Below are 15,660 nucleotides of genomic sequence, written 5' to 3' on the forward strand. Positions count from 1 at the left end.
CACACTCGTCGGTCCGCTATCCGAAGACGAACGTCAGGAGCCACAGGCTCGCCATCCCGGCGAGGAGGGTCGCCAGCACGTCCTCGGTTCGCCACGCCACCAGCGCCGCGAGCGCGCCCGCCAGCAGTCGCGGATTCCCGGCCGAGAGCGCGACGCTTCCGTCTACGACGACCAACTGGGGAACCACCAGCGCCGAGAGGACCGCCGCCGGGACGAACCGGAGTGCTCGCTCGACGCCCTCGGGCACGTCGTCGAGGAGACCGAACAGTCCGATGAACGAGAATCGAATGAGGAACGTCCCGACGCCCGCCGCGAGGATGACCAGCCACAGCGTCGCCGACCCGTAGTCGGTCGCCATCTACGCCACCTCCTCGGCCAGTAGTCCGGCCGCGATGCCGACGACGGCGGCGGTTATCAGTCCCAGATTGAACGGCAGTCCGTTGGCGGCGACCCCGACCGCTCCGCCGACGAGCGCGGCGACACCGGTCGCTCGGTCGGTGACCGCGGGGACCAGTACTGCGAGGAACACCAGCGGGACCGCGAACTCCAGTCGCCAACTGTCGGGGACGCTCGCGCCGAGGGCGATACCGACGACGGTGGCGAGTTGCCACGTCACCCACAGCGCACCGCCGACGCCGAGATAGTACCACCGCCGGGAGACGTCCTCGTCGTTCTCGAACCGTAACAGCGAGACGGCGTAGGCTTGGTCGGTGAGGAGGTACGCCAGCGCGCCCTTCCACCGGGCCGACTCGCGCTGGAAGTACGGCGCGATGGAGGCGCTGTACATCATCATCCGGAGGTTGATGACGAGGACGGTGAACACGACCACGACGGCGGGCGCGTTCCGGCCGACGAGTTCGGCCGCCGCGAGCTGGGAGGCCCCGGCGAAGATGACGACCGACATCGCGACCGCCTCGACCGCGGGGATGCCCGCGTTGACCGCGGCCACGCCCGCCACCATTCCGAACGGAACGATACCGAGGAGAATCGGGAGGGCGACGCGAACGCCCGAACGGAAATCTGCACGTGGAGATGGCACTGTCCGTTCGTAGGCGCACCGAGGGGTATCATCCTTGGTTTTCCGGCGAGACGTTCGGACCGAGCGTCCACCGAGGTGCAGACCGAATGCCCGGCGAAGCGCGGCCCGTGCGCGCCGGGCGGACCGTCCGGCGACTCGCTCGCCGGAACCGCCCCGCTTTTCACCGACCGCCTCCAAGCCCGACCAGAATCAGCCGTGCGACAGTTCTCCGCCGACTACCTCCGAGACACGCGCCGCGGGATGTGGGACGACCGCGAGGCGCTGGCCGACCTCGAACTCGACTCGCGAGAGCGCGTCCTCGACGTGGGATGCGGCACGGGCGAACTCTCCCGCGTCCTCGCCGAGGAGACGTCCGGCGAAGTAATCGGGGCGGACGCCGACCGCGACCTGCTCGCGGTGGCGCGCGAGCAGGCTGACATCGAGACGGTCGCCAGCGACGCCCTCCGCCTCCCCTTCCCCGACGACTGCTTCGACCTCGTGGTCTGTCAGGCCCTGCTCATCAACCTGCCCGACCCGGCCGCCGCGGTCCGGGAGTTCCGGCGGGTCTCCTCGGACCTCGTGGCCGCGGTCGAACCGGACAACGGCGGCGTGTCGGTCGAGTCCACCGTCGAGTCCGAGGACGGTCTCGCGGCCCGCGCGCGCCGGGCGTACCTCCGCGGCGTCGAGACCGACGTGACGCTCGGCGGCAAGGGGACCCGCGGGGCGTTCCGCGAGGCGGGACTGTCGGACGTGACCACCCGCCAGCACTACCACTCCCGGACGGTCGAACCGCCCTACGCCGAGCGAGACCTGCGCTCGGCCCGCCGGAAGGCCAGCGGCGAGGGACTGGCCGACGACCGGGCGACCCTGCTCGCGGGCGACCTCTCGGTGGCGGAGTACGACGACCTCCGGAGCGACTGGCGCGAGATGGGCCGCGAGGTCGTCGAGCAGATGAGCGCGGGCGAGTACCGCCGCGCCGAGGTCGTCCCTTTCTACGTGACTGTCGGGTCGGTCTGAAGTGGGAGAACAGTCGCCGCCGATAGCGCGTTCGCGTCGACGTGTTAGTGGACACGAGCGAGGATTCGTACGTCGAGGTGGACGGCAAAAATCGTCCAGTGGGACGGGCATCTCCGTTCGAGCAACAGCGCCGACTAAAATTCAAGTACAAGAACGGAACGAACCCCGTCCGTGACCTGAACCCTGTCGCGCGGGCAGTCGAGGCGGGTGCGCTGTGGACTCCCGTGCGAACTCGAACTCGTCACAGCCTGTTCGCCAATCCGGTTCCGGACCGATTGTGGAGTGGCTACACCACGTCGCCCCGGACCGTCGCGCCTTCTTGGCGCTTCCGGTAGGACTCGACCGCCTCGGCGGCCTCGTCGGTCTTCACCTCGTCCATGCCCAGCATCTCCAGCGCGTCGGGCAGCGTCGGGAAGGGGAGTTCGCTCTCCCGGAGTTTGCGGAGGGCCTCGTCGCTCCGCTGGCCGTCGGCCCAGAGGCAGACGCCCCGCGGGTCAAGAATCTGCTCGTAGGCCTCCCGCGCGATGGCTCCTTCGAGTCGTTGGGTCACGTTGTCCTCGAAACTGGAGTTGCAGACTTCGAGGTGGACGGGTTCGTCGTCGGGCAGGAGGTGGGCGGCCAGACACCTCTCGGGCGCGACGTGGCCGCTGTCGTTCGCGCGCAGGAGGTCGGGGTGTCGCTCGGCCCACTCCGCCCGGACGGTCTTGCCGACGCCTTCGACGCCGTGGGACTTCCGGAACCGCTCGGCGGCGTCGGCGTCGTCGCCGCGCAGGAGGATGTCCTTAGTGACGTACACGTCGAGTCGCTCGACGGGGTCGAGGCCCAGCGCCACGTCGCCGTAGACCCACAACTCCCGGACCGGAACGGGCATCGTCTCGTTCTCGACGGTGGCGAGAATCTCCTCGACGCGTTCGATGGCTTCGTCTCGGTTCATCGGCGCAGTGTTAGAGTTCGGGCGGGTTAACGGTGCTGTGTTGGGCGTCGATCGGTATCGCGGAGATTCGTAGTCCGAATCTCGTGAAGGGGCAGGAGGTGACGAGAAGCTAGCTACTGCTTGAGCCGAGGAGTACAGGGCCACGCCAACCGCACCGTCACGGCACGGTACTACCGCGCGGCACCGCAACCGCGCCCCGTTCCTCCCCGCTTGCACGGACGCTCGGCCGCAACCGCACTGCGTGCGGCCGAGCGCGAGCGCGGCGCGTCCCGTGGTCTGTCGAAATTAGAGAGAAGTGTGTGTCGAACCCCGGGAAGAGAGCGATATCGGGTATCAGATGCCGAAAGAGAACGCGGGAGCGTGGCGGGACCCGAGCGGCGTCGCTCAGTTCTCGGCCGCGACCGGTTGCTGGTCGTACTTGTCGCGGAACTCCTGCACCAACTGGCCCATCTTGGCGTACCAGTCGTTGAGCATCCGCTGCATGTCGTCGGCCACCTCGTCGGGGTCGGTCGGTCGGTAGACGTGATAGTAGCCGCCCTGCTCGTAGTTGACCTGTTCCTTCTGGACGAATCCGGACTGGAGGAGTCGCTGGATGGAGCGGTACGCCGTCGAACGCTCGCGGTCCACTTGGTCGGCCATCTCGTCGATGGTCAGCGGTTCCTCGCTCTCGACGAGGACCTGGAAGCACTCCCGGTCGAGTTCCTTCAGACCGTGGATGCACTCCAGCAGTCCCTCACACTCCATGTCGCTCTGAAGATATTCGGCCATCGAGTCTGCCATTCTTAGCGGTCGGTACGGACCAAACACGTAAAAGGATTTGTATAGTGCGCACAACACTGCTCTGCAATCGCCCCGTGTCGGCCACTCGCTGCGGCAGCGACGCCCTCTTCGATGGCCAGCAGAAGTGGTCTCGCTCGAACCTCCCCCGCAGATGTAGTAAACTGAATATCGGTATATCAAACGTCCGTGGCGGAGTCCGAACAGGGAATCGCAGCACGCCTCCTACGAATCGACTCTCTGTCGCTCCGTATCCGACGACCGGCCACGCCTCTCCTTCGTCGTCGAACTGTCCGCTCTCGAACGGACACGGCTATCTCGTTGATTTATGACTACTCTCTTACCTCTACCAAGCGTCGTTCAGTCAGTAACCGTACGGCGGTGGCGATGTGCCACCAAGCATATTTTGTCTCAATTCGTATGCTTCCGTAATGTGGAACTACAGGATTACCTCGGTCTGGGGTATCCCGATTCGAATCAACGTCTCGCTGCTGGTGTTCCTGCCGGTCTTGGCGTGGCTCATCGGAAGCGGCGAACAGATCACTATCTACACCGGCATCATCAACGGGTTCACCCCGTCGCCGCTCGACGCGGCGGACCTCCGAGCCGGGAACACGCCGTGGCTCGTCGGTAGTCTGGCGGCGGTCGGGTTGTTCGTCAGCGTCGCGCTCCACGAACTCGGACACTCGTGGGCCGCGCGACGGTACGGTATCGGGGTCGATTCGATCACCCTCTGGTTGCTCGGCGGTCTCGCCAACCTCGAGACGATTCCCCGCGAGTGGCAGAAGGAGTTCTGGATAGCCATCGCCGGACCCGCGGCCAGCGTTCTCGTCGCCGCCGTGGCCTACGGCGTCGTCCTCGTCGTCCCCGCTTCGCTCCCCGTCGTGACCTTCGTCTTCGGGTGGCTGGTGGTGACGAATCTCGTCCTGACCGTGTTTAACCTCCTGCCGGCGTTCCCGATGGACGGCGGGCGCGTCCTCCGGGCGCTCCTCGCCCGGTCGCAACCGTACGCGACGGCGACGCGGACCGCCGCGCGCGTGGGTGCCCTGTTCGCGCTCGGCTTCGCCATCTTGGGAGTCCTCTCGTTCAGTCCGCTCCTCCTGCTCCTCGCGCTGTTCGTGTACGGGGGCGCGACGAGCGAATCGCGACTCGTCGCGCTCGACACGCTGCTCGACGGCGTCACCGCCGCGGACGTGATGGCGACGGACACGGAGAGAGTCACCGGAGACACCACGATGGCGGACCTCGCGACGCGAATGGTGGAGGAGGGCCGGACGACCTATCTGGTGACCGGCGACGACGGAACCGTCGCTGGCATCGTCTCGGTAGACGACTTCAAACGCAGTCGCGGGAAGGCGACTTCGGTCGAGGAAGCGATGGACACGAACGTCCCTCGAATCACCGGTGAAACGTCGCTGTTCGACGTGTACGCGCTGATGAACCGCGACCGGGTGAACGCGGCAATCGTGGAAGCGGACGGCGATATTCAGGGCGTCATCACTTCGACGGAGATGACGACGGCGTTGCAGATTCGCCGGGAAGCGGGGAGCGTCGCCCCACCGCGGACCGCCATGTGACACCGGTCGTCTGCGGCGATTCCGTTCGGTAGTCGGGGACGCCCCGACGTTCCGAAACACACGCTCTGTCGAAATCAGCCTCCCAGAGTACTTCTCCACTGAATCTCGCGTCGCGACAGTTTCACCGAATCAGCAGGTCGAGCTGGTGGGCGACGTACACCAGTTCCGCGTCCTCGACCTGTTCGCGGCGGCGCGCGACCCACGCCGACAGTCGCCGGTCGTCGAGTGCCGACTCGGCGCGGACCGCGCTCCCGACCATCTCGACGATGCAGTCGAGGAAGTAGGCCTCGTCGGCCGGATACGCCTCGCCGCGGGGTCGGACCACCCAGTCCGACCCGCCCGCCGCCAGAACGTCGCCCTCGTCTCCGGCGTCGGCGGCCAGCGAGAGCAGGTGTCGGCCCGCCCTGCTGTCGCCCGACCGGTCGAGGTGGCGGTGGAACGCGTCCAGCAGACGGGCCTCGAACTCGGCGTCGGCCACGGGTTCGAGAATCGTCTCGCCGTCGAAGGTGATGGGACAGTAGACCAGACCGCCGGGTGCCAGCGCGTCTCGGAACGCCGCCAGCGCGTCGGCGGGGTCGACGAGGTCCGCGAAGGCCTGAGCGACCACGAGGTCCCACATCGCGTCGGTCTCCGCGAGGAACTCGAAGGCGTCGGCCGCTCGGAACTCGACTTCGACGCGCCGTCTGCCCCGAGAGAGGACGAACCGGTCGCCCGCGCGCCGGACCGCGTAGCCGAGGGCGGCGGCGCGCGGCGGCAGGCGCTCGCGGGCGGCCGCGACGTTCCGCTCGTCGATGTCGAGCGCGGTGTAAGTCACCCGGTCGGGGAGCCACCGCCGGTCGAGGAGTCGGAGTGCGGCCGAACCGACGCCAGCGCCGACTTCGAGGACGTTCAGGGGGTCGGTCCGTCGCCGCTCCGCGAGTTCCTCGCCGAGTCGTTGCTCGACGCGGCGGTTCAGCGCTCGCTCGTCCACGGTCCGCTTGGCCGAGAGGTAGCGCTGGAAGTTCACGGTTCGGCCTCCTGCCGGTGACTCTCGTGGAGTCTCCCCGACTCGTCCGCGACCGACTGGAGGAAGCGCCGGGCGGTCGCCATGGACTCGCTCCACCCCGGGTGGCGCTCGAATCGGCGTCTGGCGGCCAGACTCATCTCGCGGAGGCGGTCGCGGTCGCTCAGCAGAGTCTCGACCGCTCGGGCGACCGCATCGGCGTCGCCCGGCGGGACGAGGAACCCGTCGTCGCCGTGAGTGACGAGTTCCGTCGCGCCGCCCGCGGTCGTGGCGAGCGCCGGGAGTCCGAACCCCATGCCTTCCAGATAGACGATGCCGTACCCCTCGAACCGCGAGGGGACCGCGAGCAGGTGGCTCTCGGCGAGTCGGTCGGCGAGCGCGGCGTCCGAGAGTCGCCCCTCGAACCGGACCCCGTCGGCGATTCCGAGCGTCTCGGCGAGTTCGCGGGCGTCGTCCGCGTACCCCGGGTCGGCGGCGTCGCTCCCGACGACCGAGAGGTGCCAGTCGCCCGCGACGCGGGCGAGTCCGCGGAGCAGAACCCGGAGACCCTTCCGCGGGACGAGGGTGCCGACGAAGGCGATTCGGAAGGGGTCGCGGTCGGCCCGGGTGACGATGCTCCGGGTGTCCACGTCGGGGTCGAATCGGTCTCCGGCGGGCCGGGCGACCACCGAGGGACGGGGACCGGCGAGTCGCTCGGCGTCGCGCCGCGTCGCGTCGCTGGCGTAGACTGCCGCGTCGGCGGTCCGGAGGTAGCGCCGCTCGACCGCGCGATAGAGTCGCTCGCGCCACGCGGGCCACCGCTCGCTGCTCCGGAGGTGGTGGACGACCGCGACTATCGGCGCATCGACGGCCCGGTTGTGGCCGACTAGTGAGGGGTGACAGAGTTCGTCTTCGACCAGCAGGTCGAACCCCCGGAGTCGAGAGCGGATTCGGGGGTCGAGGTTGTCGGCGAGCGCCCGGGGGTAATCGCGCCACGGGAGCGAGACGACCGAGACCCGGTGGCCCGCGTCACGGAGCGCCGCGGCGAGTTTCCGGTCGTAGAGGAACCCGCCGCTGGTGGTCCCGAGGTCGCCGTAGACCACCAGTCCGACGTGCATCGCTCAGACCGCTCGCTCGTGGGACGCCCGCGCCACGTCGTCCTCCCGGAGCGTGACGGTCACGGTATCGACCTCGGGCGCGTCGAGGCTCTCCTCGAATCGACCGCCGAACAGGCGCGCGAAGTGTTCCAGACTCGGGTTCCGCCCCTCGAACTCCGGTAAGTCGTTGAGCGTCGCGTCCCGATAGCGCGCCACCGTCGCGTCGAGGCGCTGGGTCACGGCGTCGATGTCTGCGAGGTAGCCGTACTCGTTCAGTCGCTCGCCCGCGAGTTCGACCGTCGCGGTGTAGTGGTGCGAGTGCAGGTCGCCCTCGGGTCCGGGGTTCGGAACCGTCAGGAAGTGCTGTGCTACGAAGTCACGCTGGACCGTGACGGTGTACATTCACAGACGGCACGACGCCCGTCGGCTTGAAAGTCGGGGGTCGCGGGGTTCGAGGACTCTCGGGGCGTCACCGCCCTCCGTCAGTACCGGAAGGTCACGCCGAGCGCGTCCGCCGGATTCTCGTCCAGCAGTTCGTAGGCTCGTCCGGCCTCGCCGACGTCGAACTCGTGGGTGAGGAACCGCTCGGGGTCCACCTCGTGGAGTCGGTCCCACGCCACGGCGAGTCGCCGGTCCTTCGACCACCGGCCTCGGAGTTCCGGGTCGATGGTGCTGACCTGACTGCTCTCGACGCTGACCCGACTCCGGTGGAACCGCCCGCCGAGGTCGAGTTCCGCGGGCTTCGTTCCGTACCACGACCCGACCACGACCCGACCGTCGTAGCCCGTGGCCGCGATGGCCGAGTCGAGCGCGTCCGGACACCCCGAGAGTTCGTAGGTCAGGTCCGCGCCCGCCGCCTCCTCGTCGGCGCGACCCAGTCGCTCCCGGATTCGCTCGCCGGGGTCGCCCTCGCCGCCGAAATCGTGGCCGTCCGGGTCGAGCGCGGCGTCCGCGCCGAGTTCCAGCGAGCGCTCGCGCCGCGCGGCGTGGCGGTCCACCGTGACGAGTCGGTCCAGCGGACAGTCGGCCAGCAGCGCGGTCGTCAGCAGGCCGACCACGCCCTGTCCGAAGACGGCCGCGCGCTCGCCGAGTCTGGGCGCGCCGTCGTGCAGGAAGTTGACCGCCGTCTCGACGTTCGGCAGGAAGGTGGCCGCCGCGGCCGAGCAGTCCTCGGGCACCGCTAGCACGTCCGAGACCGGCGCGCAGAAGTGGCTCTCGTGCGGGTTGAACCCGAACACGCGACGGTCCTCCCACGCGCTATCGACGCTCGGTCCGGTCGCCGTCACCCGGCCGACGACCGCGTAGCCGTACCGGAGCGGGAACTCGAACCCACCCGACAGCGCGTCGATGGTCGCGTCGGCGGCCATCCCCGTCGGCACCTCGCCGCGGTAGACCAGTAGCTCCGTGCCGGGACTGACCGCCGACCGCTCGGCTCGGACCCGAACCTCCCCCTCGTCCGGGTCGGGTATCTCTCGCTCGCGCACCTCCACCGCTCCGTCCCCCGTGAAGTAGAGTGACCGTGCTGGCATGCTCCCCCGACGGCGCTCGGCCGTCCGACCGGGATACGACGGGCCGACTTATGCCTCTTTGGCCCCGAACCGACGCGAGAACGTTCCAGCGCCCGGAAACTGTTCGGGACGCTATCTCCCGAAGTAGCCGTCGAGCGCGTCCTCGACCGCCCCGCAGAGGCGCTGTCGGAGGGGCCGGACCACGCGGTTCGCGCCGACGCCGACGTAGGCGCGTCGGGGCGAGAACTCCCCCGAGCGCATCCGGAGCGCCAGCGCCACCGCGCGGTGGTTGCCGTCGGCCACGTATCGCGGGACGCACCCCTCCCGCGTCGAGAGGACCAGCGGACCGTCGGGCATCTCGTCCACGAACTCCACCACCGTGGACACGTCGACGCCCGTCTCGTCGGTCAACTCGCCGGGGTCCCCGTCTGCGATTCTGTCGGCCGCGCCGCGAATCGTCCCGTCGGGCGAGAGGGCGCGCCACCGCAGTCTGTCGGGTCCCTCGACCACGCGGAGGTCCGCGAAGTCCTCGCGGCCGAGGGTCGTCTCGTACCACCGCACGGGGGCGTCCCGCCAGACGAACGCGGCCGCGCCGGGTTTGCGGTCGAGCAGTTCGTCCAGCGCCGCTCGCTCGTCCAGCGATTCGACGGGGAACCAGTCCACCTCTGGGTGGCTTCGCTCCACCCGGAGCCACTCGCGGAGGACCTCGATTTGGGCTACGCGGCGCATTCGTCGGTCCTACGGGCCGAAGTCACTCAATTCCGTTCCCCGACAGCCACGGGTCGCCCTCCCCACTGACCGGGTACCGAATCGACTTTGACACCCGGTCGCGAACGCCGCGAACGAGTTCGACTCCCACGATGACCGGTTCGCTCACCTACGTCGAGTTCCTGTCGGCCTTCCTCGCGGTCCCCGCAGTCGGGTTGACCGTCGCTGTCGCTCGCCGGACCGACGCCCCGCGACGAGTGCTCGCGGGCGTGGCCGCGCTGGTCTGCATCGCGGTCGCCTACACCGCGCCGTGGGACAGCTATCTCGTCGGTCGCGGCGTCTGGACCTACGGCGAGGGCGTGGTCGCGGCCCGGTTCGCCCGCGTCCCCCTCGGCGAGTGGCTGTTCTTCGTCCTCCAGACCGTGACGACCGGACTCTGGTACCACCTGCTCGCGCCCGGAGTGGACCCCGGAGTTCCCGGCCGCGACGCGCCCGGACGGGCCGACGCCCGGTCCGTCGGCGCCGTCGCGTGGCTCGCGCTCGCGGCGCTCGGGGCGGTTCTCACCGTGAGCGCGACCCGGACCTACTACCTCGGGATGATACTCGTCTGGGCCGGGCCGGTCGTCGCGTTCCTCTGGGCGGTCGGCGGCCCGGTCGTCTGGCGCTACCGCCGACTCGTCGCGGCCGCGGTCGCGGTCCCGTCGGCGTACCTCTGGGTCGCCGACCGGTTCGCCATCGGGAGGGGTCTCTGGACGATATCGCCCGACTACTCGACCGGGATCCACGTCGTCGGACTGCCGGTCGAGGAGGCGATTTTCTTCGTCCTGACGAACCTCCTCGTCGTGCAGGGTCTCCTGCTGTTCGACTGGGTGGCCGCCCGGGCCGCCGAGCGCGGTCCGGTCCACGCGGTCGCGGGACTGGTCCCGCCGTCGGTCGCGTCGCTGGCCGGGTCGCTCGCGGCCCGGGTTCCGGACGTCGCGGAGGTGCGTCGCCGATGGCAGTGAACGGCGAGCGCGATTCGGGCGGGACCGGTTCCGTCAGCGGTGGTCCGCCCGACGGGTTCGGCGGGGAACTGTTCCGAATCGCGGTCGTCCCCGCGTGGGTCGCCCTCGCGGCGGTCGCGGCCGCGGTGGCCCTCGGCGTCGGTGCCGACCTGCCGACGGTCGCGCGCTACCTCCCGTTCCTCGCCAGTTTCGTCGCCTTCGGACTCCCCCACGGCGCGGCCGACCACCTCGCGGTCGCGCGCCTCGGCGGGTCCCGCCCGCTGGCGGCGGTCGGCGCGGTCTACCTCCTCGGCGGCGCGGGCGTCCTCGCGGTCTGGGTGACCGCGCCCGCCCTCGGGTTCGCCTCGTTCCTCCTGTTGACCGTCTACCACTGGGGGCAGGGCGACCTCTACGTCCTTCTCGCGGTCGGCGGCGACCACCTCCGGACCCGCGGCCAGCGCCTGCTCGCGCTCGCGGTCCGGGGCGGGATTCCCATGGTCGTCCCGCTCGTCTCGTTTCCCGGCGTCTACCGGTCGGTCGCCGAGGCGACGATTCGGCTGTTCGACTCGGCCTTCGTCACCGCCGCCACCCTCGACGCCGCGTTCCGGCCCGAGGTCCGATTCGCGCTCGGTGGCGGACTGGCGGCGCTCTCGCTAGTCGCCGTCGGCGTCGGGGTCGTCCGCGGGACGGGGCGGACCGACCGCGGGTGGCGAATCGACGCGCTCGAAACCGGCCTGCTGTGGGCCTACTTCCTCGTCGTCCCGCCGGTACTGGCGGTCGGTCTCTACTTCTGCCTCTGGCACTCGGTCCGCCACGTCGCGCGCCTGCTCGTCGTCGAGAACGACAGCGAGTCGCTCGCGGGCGGACGAATCGCCCCCGCGGTCGCGGGATTCGCTCGGGACGCGCTTCCGAACACGGTCGGCGCGCTGGTCGTCCTCGCCGGTCTCGCGTCCGTCGTCCCACCCGACCAGAATCTGGCGTCGCTCCTCGGTCTCTATCTCGTGTTGCTGGCGGTGCTGACGCTCCCCCACACTACGGTCGTCACGTGGATGGACCTGCGCGAGGGCGTCTGGTCGGCCGAGTGACTCTGCTCGCCGGACTAACTCGCGGCGTCGCGGTCGCGTTCCGCCTGCAACAACTCGCGGATGTCCTCCTCGTCGAGCAGGTCCACCAGACTCTCGCCGTTCTCCCACGCGGCTATCTCCTCGGCGGTCAGCCAGTTCGAGGGGTCTCGGCCCGTCTCGTCCAGCAGGTCCGAGAGCTTCTCGTCGAGGTCGTCGGGGTCGTACCCACCCACGGGCATGGACTGACGTACGCGCTCGGTGGTCTTATTACTCGGGGTGGGCGCCGTCTCGGTTCTCCACGAAATCGACCTGAACGGTCCCGTGAACGCCTCTCAGGGCCACTCAGGAATTGATAGAGATGCATCATTTAGAAGGTGTTCGGCCGGTCCTCGGCCCCGAACACAGCCACCGCCTCTCTGACTCGATGCCGATTTGCTATCGCGCTATTCCATTTATCAGTCCGAGGCGAAACCGACAAACGCCCGGAACCGAAACCCACACGCGATGGACTGCGACAAATGCGGCCGAGAAGCGGTGATGCACGCCGCCTACTCGGGGCTACATCTCTGCGAGGACCACTTCGTCGCTTCCGTGGAGAAGCGAGTTCGGCGTCGTATCCGGGAGGACGACCTCGTTCCCGACGACGCCACGCCCGAGGACCCCCAGACGTGGGTCGTCGGTCTCTCCGGCGGTAAGGACAGCGTCGTCCTCACCGACATCCTCTACCGGACCTTCGAGCAGGACCCGCGCATCCAACTCGTCGCGCTCACGATTCACGAGGGCATCGAGGGCTACCGCGACGAGAGCGTGGACGCCTGCGTGGAACTGACCGACGAACTGGGCATCCGCCACGAACTCGTCACCTACGAGGAGGAGTTCGACGTACAGATGGACGACGTGGTCGAGAAAGACCCCGAGGGGATGGCGGCATGCGCCTACTGCGGGGTGTTCCGTCGGGACCTGCTCTCGAAGTACGCCGAGAAGTACGACGCCGACAAACTCCTGACCGGCCACAACCTCGACGACGAGGCCCAGACCGCGCTGATGAACTTCCTCGAAGGCGACGTCTCGCAGGTCGCCAAGCACTTCGACGCGAGTCTCGGCAGCTTCGAGGAGCGGGGCGAACAGGACGACTTCGTACCGCGGGCCAAACCGCTCCGGGACGTGCCCGAGAAGGAAGTCGCGCTCTACGCGCACCTCGAAGACCTCCCGGCCCACATCACGGAGTGCCCGCACGCCAGCGAGGCCTACCGCGGCGAGATTCAGGAACTCCTTCACAAACTGGAAGAGAACCACCCGGGGACACGCCACTCGATCATGGCGGGCTACGAGGAACTCGCGTCGCTGGCCGCCAGCGAGTTCGGCGCGCGCGACGAGGGCGACACCGAACTCGGCGAGTGCGAGCGCTGTGGCGCATCGACCACGCGCGACGTCTGCCGGAAGTGTTCGCTCCTCGATTCGATTCACGCCGTCTAATTCTCCCGCCGCCGAACCTGCTGCGCTCGGTGGGGACCTTTCGCGTCCGCCCGGTGAGAGAGACCACTGGAGTCTATCTTCGACACCGCGGAACCCGCTAGGTGTTCTATCGAACGGCGAACAGACGCAACTCTCGAACGAGCGACGCGCCGCTACGCGTCCGACCTACTGCGAGAAAGAGCCAAAACGCACGATTCGTCGGAAGACGGAAGCGCCGTCAGCGAATCACGTCGAGACCGTTGTTCTGCTCGACCTTGTCCTGACCGCCGTCGCTCTTGGTCCCCCACTCCGCGGACTCGTTGGTCTCGCGGGAGGTACCGCCAGTTCCGCCGAGACCTCCGGCGTCTTCGACGTTCTGACTGGCGTCGAACGACTGGGCGTCCACGTCGCGCATCTCCTGACGGGACTTGTCGGCCTGCTTCTGGGTACTCGGACCGAGGACCTGCGCGCTCTGGACGCCGGTCATGATGGCCATGACCCGGACCTTACCCTTGTAGTTGTCCTGGATGCGCGCGCCCCAGATGACGTTCGCGCTGGCTTCGAGTCGCTCGGTGATGTTCGAGGCGATTGACTCGGCCTCCTTGAGCGTGAGGTCCGGACCGCCCGTGATGTGGACGAGTCCACCGGACGCGCCGCGGTAGTCCACGTCCAGCAGCGGGTGGTTCATCGCGTCGCGGACGACTTCCTCGGTCTTGTTCTTGTCCTGGGTCTCGCCGACCAGCATCACCGCGACGCCGCCCTGATTCATGATAGAGGTCATGTCGGCGTAGTCGAGATTGATGAGCGAGGGCTGGGTGATGGTCTCCGAGATGCCCTTGACGGTCTCGGCGATGATCTGGTCCATCACCGAGAACGCCTTGCCGATGGGCAGGTTCGGGACGTAGTCGAGCAGTCGGTTGTTGTCCAGCACGATGATGGAGTCGGCCTCGTTGCGGAGCTTTTCGAGGCCCTCCTCGGCTTTCACCGTGCGTGCGCGCTCGACGTTGAACGGCGTCGAGACCATCCCGACGACGATAGCGCCCTGCTCTTTGGCGATCTTCGAGACGACGGGGGCCGCACCGGTGCCGGTGCCGCCGCCCATCCCCGCGGTGACGAACACGAGGTCCGCGTCGCCGAGTACCTCCTTGATGGTGCCCTGCGCCATCTCGGTGGCGCGCTCGCCCATCGAGGGGTCGCCGCCAGCGCCGAGTCCGTTGGTCAGGGACTTGCCGACCAGAATCTTCGTGTCGGCCTCGATCATCTTGAGGTGCTGCTTGTCGGTGTTGATAGCGACCGTGTCAGCGCCTTCGACGCCGATGTTGTAGAGTCGGTTGACGGTGTTGTTGCCCGCACCGCCACAGCCGACGATGACGATTCGGGGGTCGCCGAACTCGTCGCCGTCGGTCGAGGCGTCCATCTCGCGGCTCTCTTCCTCGGCGTTCTCGAGGGCGTCTTGAACGATATCCTGCATGGTCTACACCTTCGCCCACGAGCGCTTGTTCGCGGTCTGCTCGGTCTGTTCTTCTTCGTGTTCGTTCAACATGTCTCGAACGGCGGCCCGAATCGCTTCGCTCCGGTTCGGGAACTCGCCCGTCTCGACCATCTGTTCGACCTCTTCTATCTGCTGTTTCGGAATGCGCAGTGTCACACGCTCCATATTTTGTAATTTCCCCTGTTGTTAGTAAGACGGCACGCGACTTCCAGCGCGTCCTGTCTTACACTTTGTTAGCCCTCAACACGGGACAATTCCCGTCTTCGGGGCGACGTGTAAGACGACCGTCTTACGTGCCACTATCCACATAGTCAAAACTTAAATAGTTAACGCCCGTCGTAAAACACTGTCTTACGACCGGTCGAGAACGTCGGCCGCGGGCGTTCGGCGGCCGCAGCTCGGACAGAACCCCCAGTCGGAGCGCACTTCGTCACCGCACTCACAGAAGACCCGTCGTGCGGCCTTCTCTCCGCAGTTCGGACAGTAGACGTGGTCGTCGGACAGCGACTCGCCGCACTGTCCGCAGGCGTTCTCTGTCTCGTCGGACGGCTCGCGGCCGTCCGCGTCGGCGGCGCGTTCCGGCGGGCGTCCGTCGGACAACTCGTCAGACGCGTTCGCGTGCCGGTCGGCCGACGCGTCGGTTCGGGCCGCATCGGTGTCGAGCGTCACGTTGACGTTCACGTCTCGTGCGCGCTCGCCGCGGTCGCGTTCGCGCTCGCTGGCCTCCCACGCGGCGAGTCGCTCGGCGACGAGTTCGTCCACGCGCTGCGCGAGGACGTCGTCGATCCTGTCGGCACTTCGGCGCTCGCCGTGGCCACCCTCCGAGGTGGTCGCTCGGCGTACGTCGCGCACGCGGTCCGCGTCCGCGGTGGGGCTGCGACGGGCGCGGTTCGCGTCGTCGGACGCGTCGAGGTACTCGCGGAGCGCCTCCCGCATGATCTCGCTCTTCGAGGCGTCGCGGGCCTCGATGCGCTCGACCAGTTCCTCGTCCGCGCGGAACGTTATCTTGCTCATGTGCCAGTTCGACCCACAGGTTTACGACCAACCT

The 15,660-nt window shown here is 68.2% G+C and carries 18 protein-coding genes; 5 read left to right on the top strand and 13 right to left on the bottom strand.

What is annotated here, in order from left to right:
• Positions 1-16: 16 nt before the first annotated feature.
• Together NGM06_RS07985 and NGM06_RS07990 are read right to left on the bottom strand one after the other, a co-directional pair.
• On the bottom strand, positions 17-358 hold the full coding sequence (locus NGM06_RS07985; RefSeq protein WP_254269762.1) for an AzlD domain-containing protein: 342 nt from the start codon (positions 356-358) through the stop codon (positions 17-19).
• Positions 359-1,039, bottom strand: coding sequence for an AzlC family ABC transporter permease (locus tag NGM06_RS07990; protein ID WP_254269763.1), 681 nt, complete (start codon positions 1,037-1,039; stop codon positions 359-361).
• A 195-nt stretch (positions 1,040-1,234) separates the two neighbouring features.
• Between NGM06_RS07990 and NGM06_RS07995 the strand changes: the two genes are divergently transcribed.
• Positions 1,235-2,035, top strand: a complete 801-nt coding sequence (locus NGM06_RS07995) for a class I SAM-dependent methyltransferase (protein WP_254269764.1) — start codon at positions 1,235-1,237, stop codon at positions 2,033-2,035.
• Between the two features lie 286 nt (positions 2,036-2,321).
• Here the strand turns inward: NGM06_RS07995 and NGM06_RS08000 are convergent, their stop codons facing one another.
• Both NGM06_RS08000 and NGM06_RS08005 read right to left on the bottom strand, forming a co-directional pair.
• Positions 2,322-2,969, bottom strand: a complete 648-nt coding sequence (locus NGM06_RS08000; RefSeq protein ID WP_254269765.1) for a DUF7095 family protein — start codon at positions 2,967-2,969, stop codon at positions 2,322-2,324.
• A gap of 384 nt (positions 2,970-3,353) precedes the next feature.
• Positions 3,354-3,749: a helix-turn-helix domain-containing protein gene (locus tag NGM06_RS08005; protein WP_254269766.1), complete on the bottom strand. Its 396-nt coding sequence runs from the start codon at positions 3,747-3,749 to the stop codon at positions 3,354-3,356.
• A gap of 428 nt (positions 3,750-4,177) precedes the next feature.
• Between NGM06_RS08005 and NGM06_RS08010 the strand changes: the two genes are divergently transcribed.
• The gene (locus tag NGM06_RS08010; RefSeq protein WP_254269767.1) at positions 4,178-5,323 is read left to right on the top strand and encodes a site-2 protease family protein; all 1,146 of its coding nucleotides are present in this window, start codon (positions 4,178-4,180) and stop codon (positions 5,321-5,323) included.
• Between the two features lie 121 nt (positions 5,324-5,444).
• Here the strand turns inward: NGM06_RS08010 and NGM06_RS08015 are convergent, their stop codons facing one another.
• The 5 genes from NGM06_RS08015 to NGM06_RS08035 form a co-directional block, all read right to left on the bottom strand.
• Positions 5,445-6,329 carry a class I SAM-dependent methyltransferase gene (locus NGM06_RS08015; protein WP_254269768.1) on the bottom strand — a complete coding sequence of 295 codons (885 nt, stop codon included), beginning with the start codon at positions 6,327-6,329 and terminating at the stop codon, positions 5,445-5,447.
• Entirely contained in the window at positions 6,326-7,423 is a 1,098-nt protein-coding gene (locus NGM06_RS08020; RefSeq protein WP_254269769.1) for a glycosyltransferase family 4 protein, read from the bottom strand. Before NGM06_RS08020 ends, NGM06_RS08015 begins: the two co-directional genes overlap by 4 nt.
• A gap of 3 nt (positions 7,424-7,426) precedes the next feature.
• Positions 7,427-7,804, bottom strand: coding sequence for a 6-pyruvoyl trahydropterin synthase family protein (locus tag NGM06_RS08025; protein ID WP_254269770.1), 378 nt, complete (start codon positions 7,802-7,804; stop codon positions 7,427-7,429).
• 80 nt (positions 7,805-7,884) lie between these two features.
• Positions 7,885-8,931 carry a zinc-dependent alcohol dehydrogenase gene (locus NGM06_RS08030; protein ID WP_254269771.1) on the bottom strand — a complete coding sequence of 349 codons (1,047 nt, stop codon included), beginning with the start codon at positions 8,929-8,931 and terminating at the stop codon, positions 7,885-7,887.
• A 111-nt stretch (positions 8,932-9,042) separates the two neighbouring features.
• Entirely contained in the window at positions 9,043-9,639 is a 597-nt protein-coding gene (locus tag NGM06_RS08035) for a hypothetical protein (RefSeq protein ID WP_254269772.1), read from the bottom strand.
• A 131-nt stretch (positions 9,640-9,770) separates the two neighbouring features.
• Here NGM06_RS08035 and NGM06_RS08040 point away from each other — a divergent pair, with 131 nt between their 5' ends.
• Both NGM06_RS08040 and NGM06_RS08045 read left to right on the top strand, forming a co-directional pair.
• The gene (locus NGM06_RS08040) at positions 9,771-10,622 is read left to right on the top strand and encodes a lycopene cyclase domain-containing protein (protein ID WP_254269773.1); all 852 of its coding nucleotides are present in this window, start codon (positions 9,771-9,773) and stop codon (positions 10,620-10,622) included.
• Positions 10,613-11,686: a Brp/Blh family beta-carotene 15,15'-dioxygenase gene (locus NGM06_RS08045; RefSeq protein WP_254269774.1), complete on the top strand. Its 1,074-nt coding sequence runs from the start codon at positions 10,613-10,615 to the stop codon at positions 11,684-11,686. Before NGM06_RS08040 ends, NGM06_RS08045 begins: the two co-directional genes overlap by 10 nt.
• Positions 11,687-11,700: 14 nt before the next feature.
• Here NGM06_RS08045 and NGM06_RS08050 read toward each other — a convergent pair whose 3' ends face one another.
• Entirely contained in the window at positions 11,701-11,904 is a 204-nt protein-coding gene (locus NGM06_RS08050) for a DUF8027 family protein (protein ID WP_254269775.1), read from the bottom strand.
• A 265-nt stretch (positions 11,905-12,169) separates the two neighbouring features.
• Between NGM06_RS08050 and ncsA the strand changes: the two genes are divergently transcribed.
• Complete coding sequence (gene ncsA, locus NGM06_RS08055; RefSeq protein WP_254269776.1) at positions 12,170-13,141, top strand: tRNA 2-thiolation protein NcsA; 972 nt, start codon at positions 12,170-12,172, stop codon at positions 13,139-13,141.
• A gap of 217 nt (positions 13,142-13,358) precedes the next feature.
• On the opposite strand, the gene ftsZ is transcribed toward ncsA, so the two are convergent.
• From ftsZ to NGM06_RS08070, 3 genes are all read right to left on the bottom strand, one after another.
• On the bottom strand, positions 13,359-14,591 hold the full coding sequence (gene ftsZ, locus NGM06_RS08060; protein WP_254269777.1) for a cell division protein FtsZ: 1,233 nt from the start codon (positions 14,589-14,591) through the stop codon (positions 13,359-13,361).
• Between the two features lie 3 nt (positions 14,592-14,594).
• Complete coding sequence (gene cdrS, locus NGM06_RS08065) at positions 14,595-14,777, bottom strand: transcriptional regulator CdrS (protein WP_254269778.1); 183 nt, start codon at positions 14,775-14,777, stop codon at positions 14,595-14,597.
• Between the two features lie 186 nt (positions 14,778-14,963).
• Positions 14,964-15,626: a double zinc ribbon domain-containing protein gene (locus NGM06_RS08070; RefSeq protein ID WP_254269779.1), complete on the bottom strand. Its 663-nt coding sequence runs from the start codon at positions 15,624-15,626 to the stop codon at positions 14,964-14,966.
• Between the last annotated feature and the right edge of the window lie 34 nt (positions 15,627-15,660).

The sequence above is a fragment of the Halorussus aquaticus genome, assembly GCF_024218795.1.
GTDB classification, from domain to species: domain Archaea; phylum Halobacteriota; class Halobacteria; order Halobacteriales; family Haladaptataceae; genus Halorussus; species Halorussus aquaticus.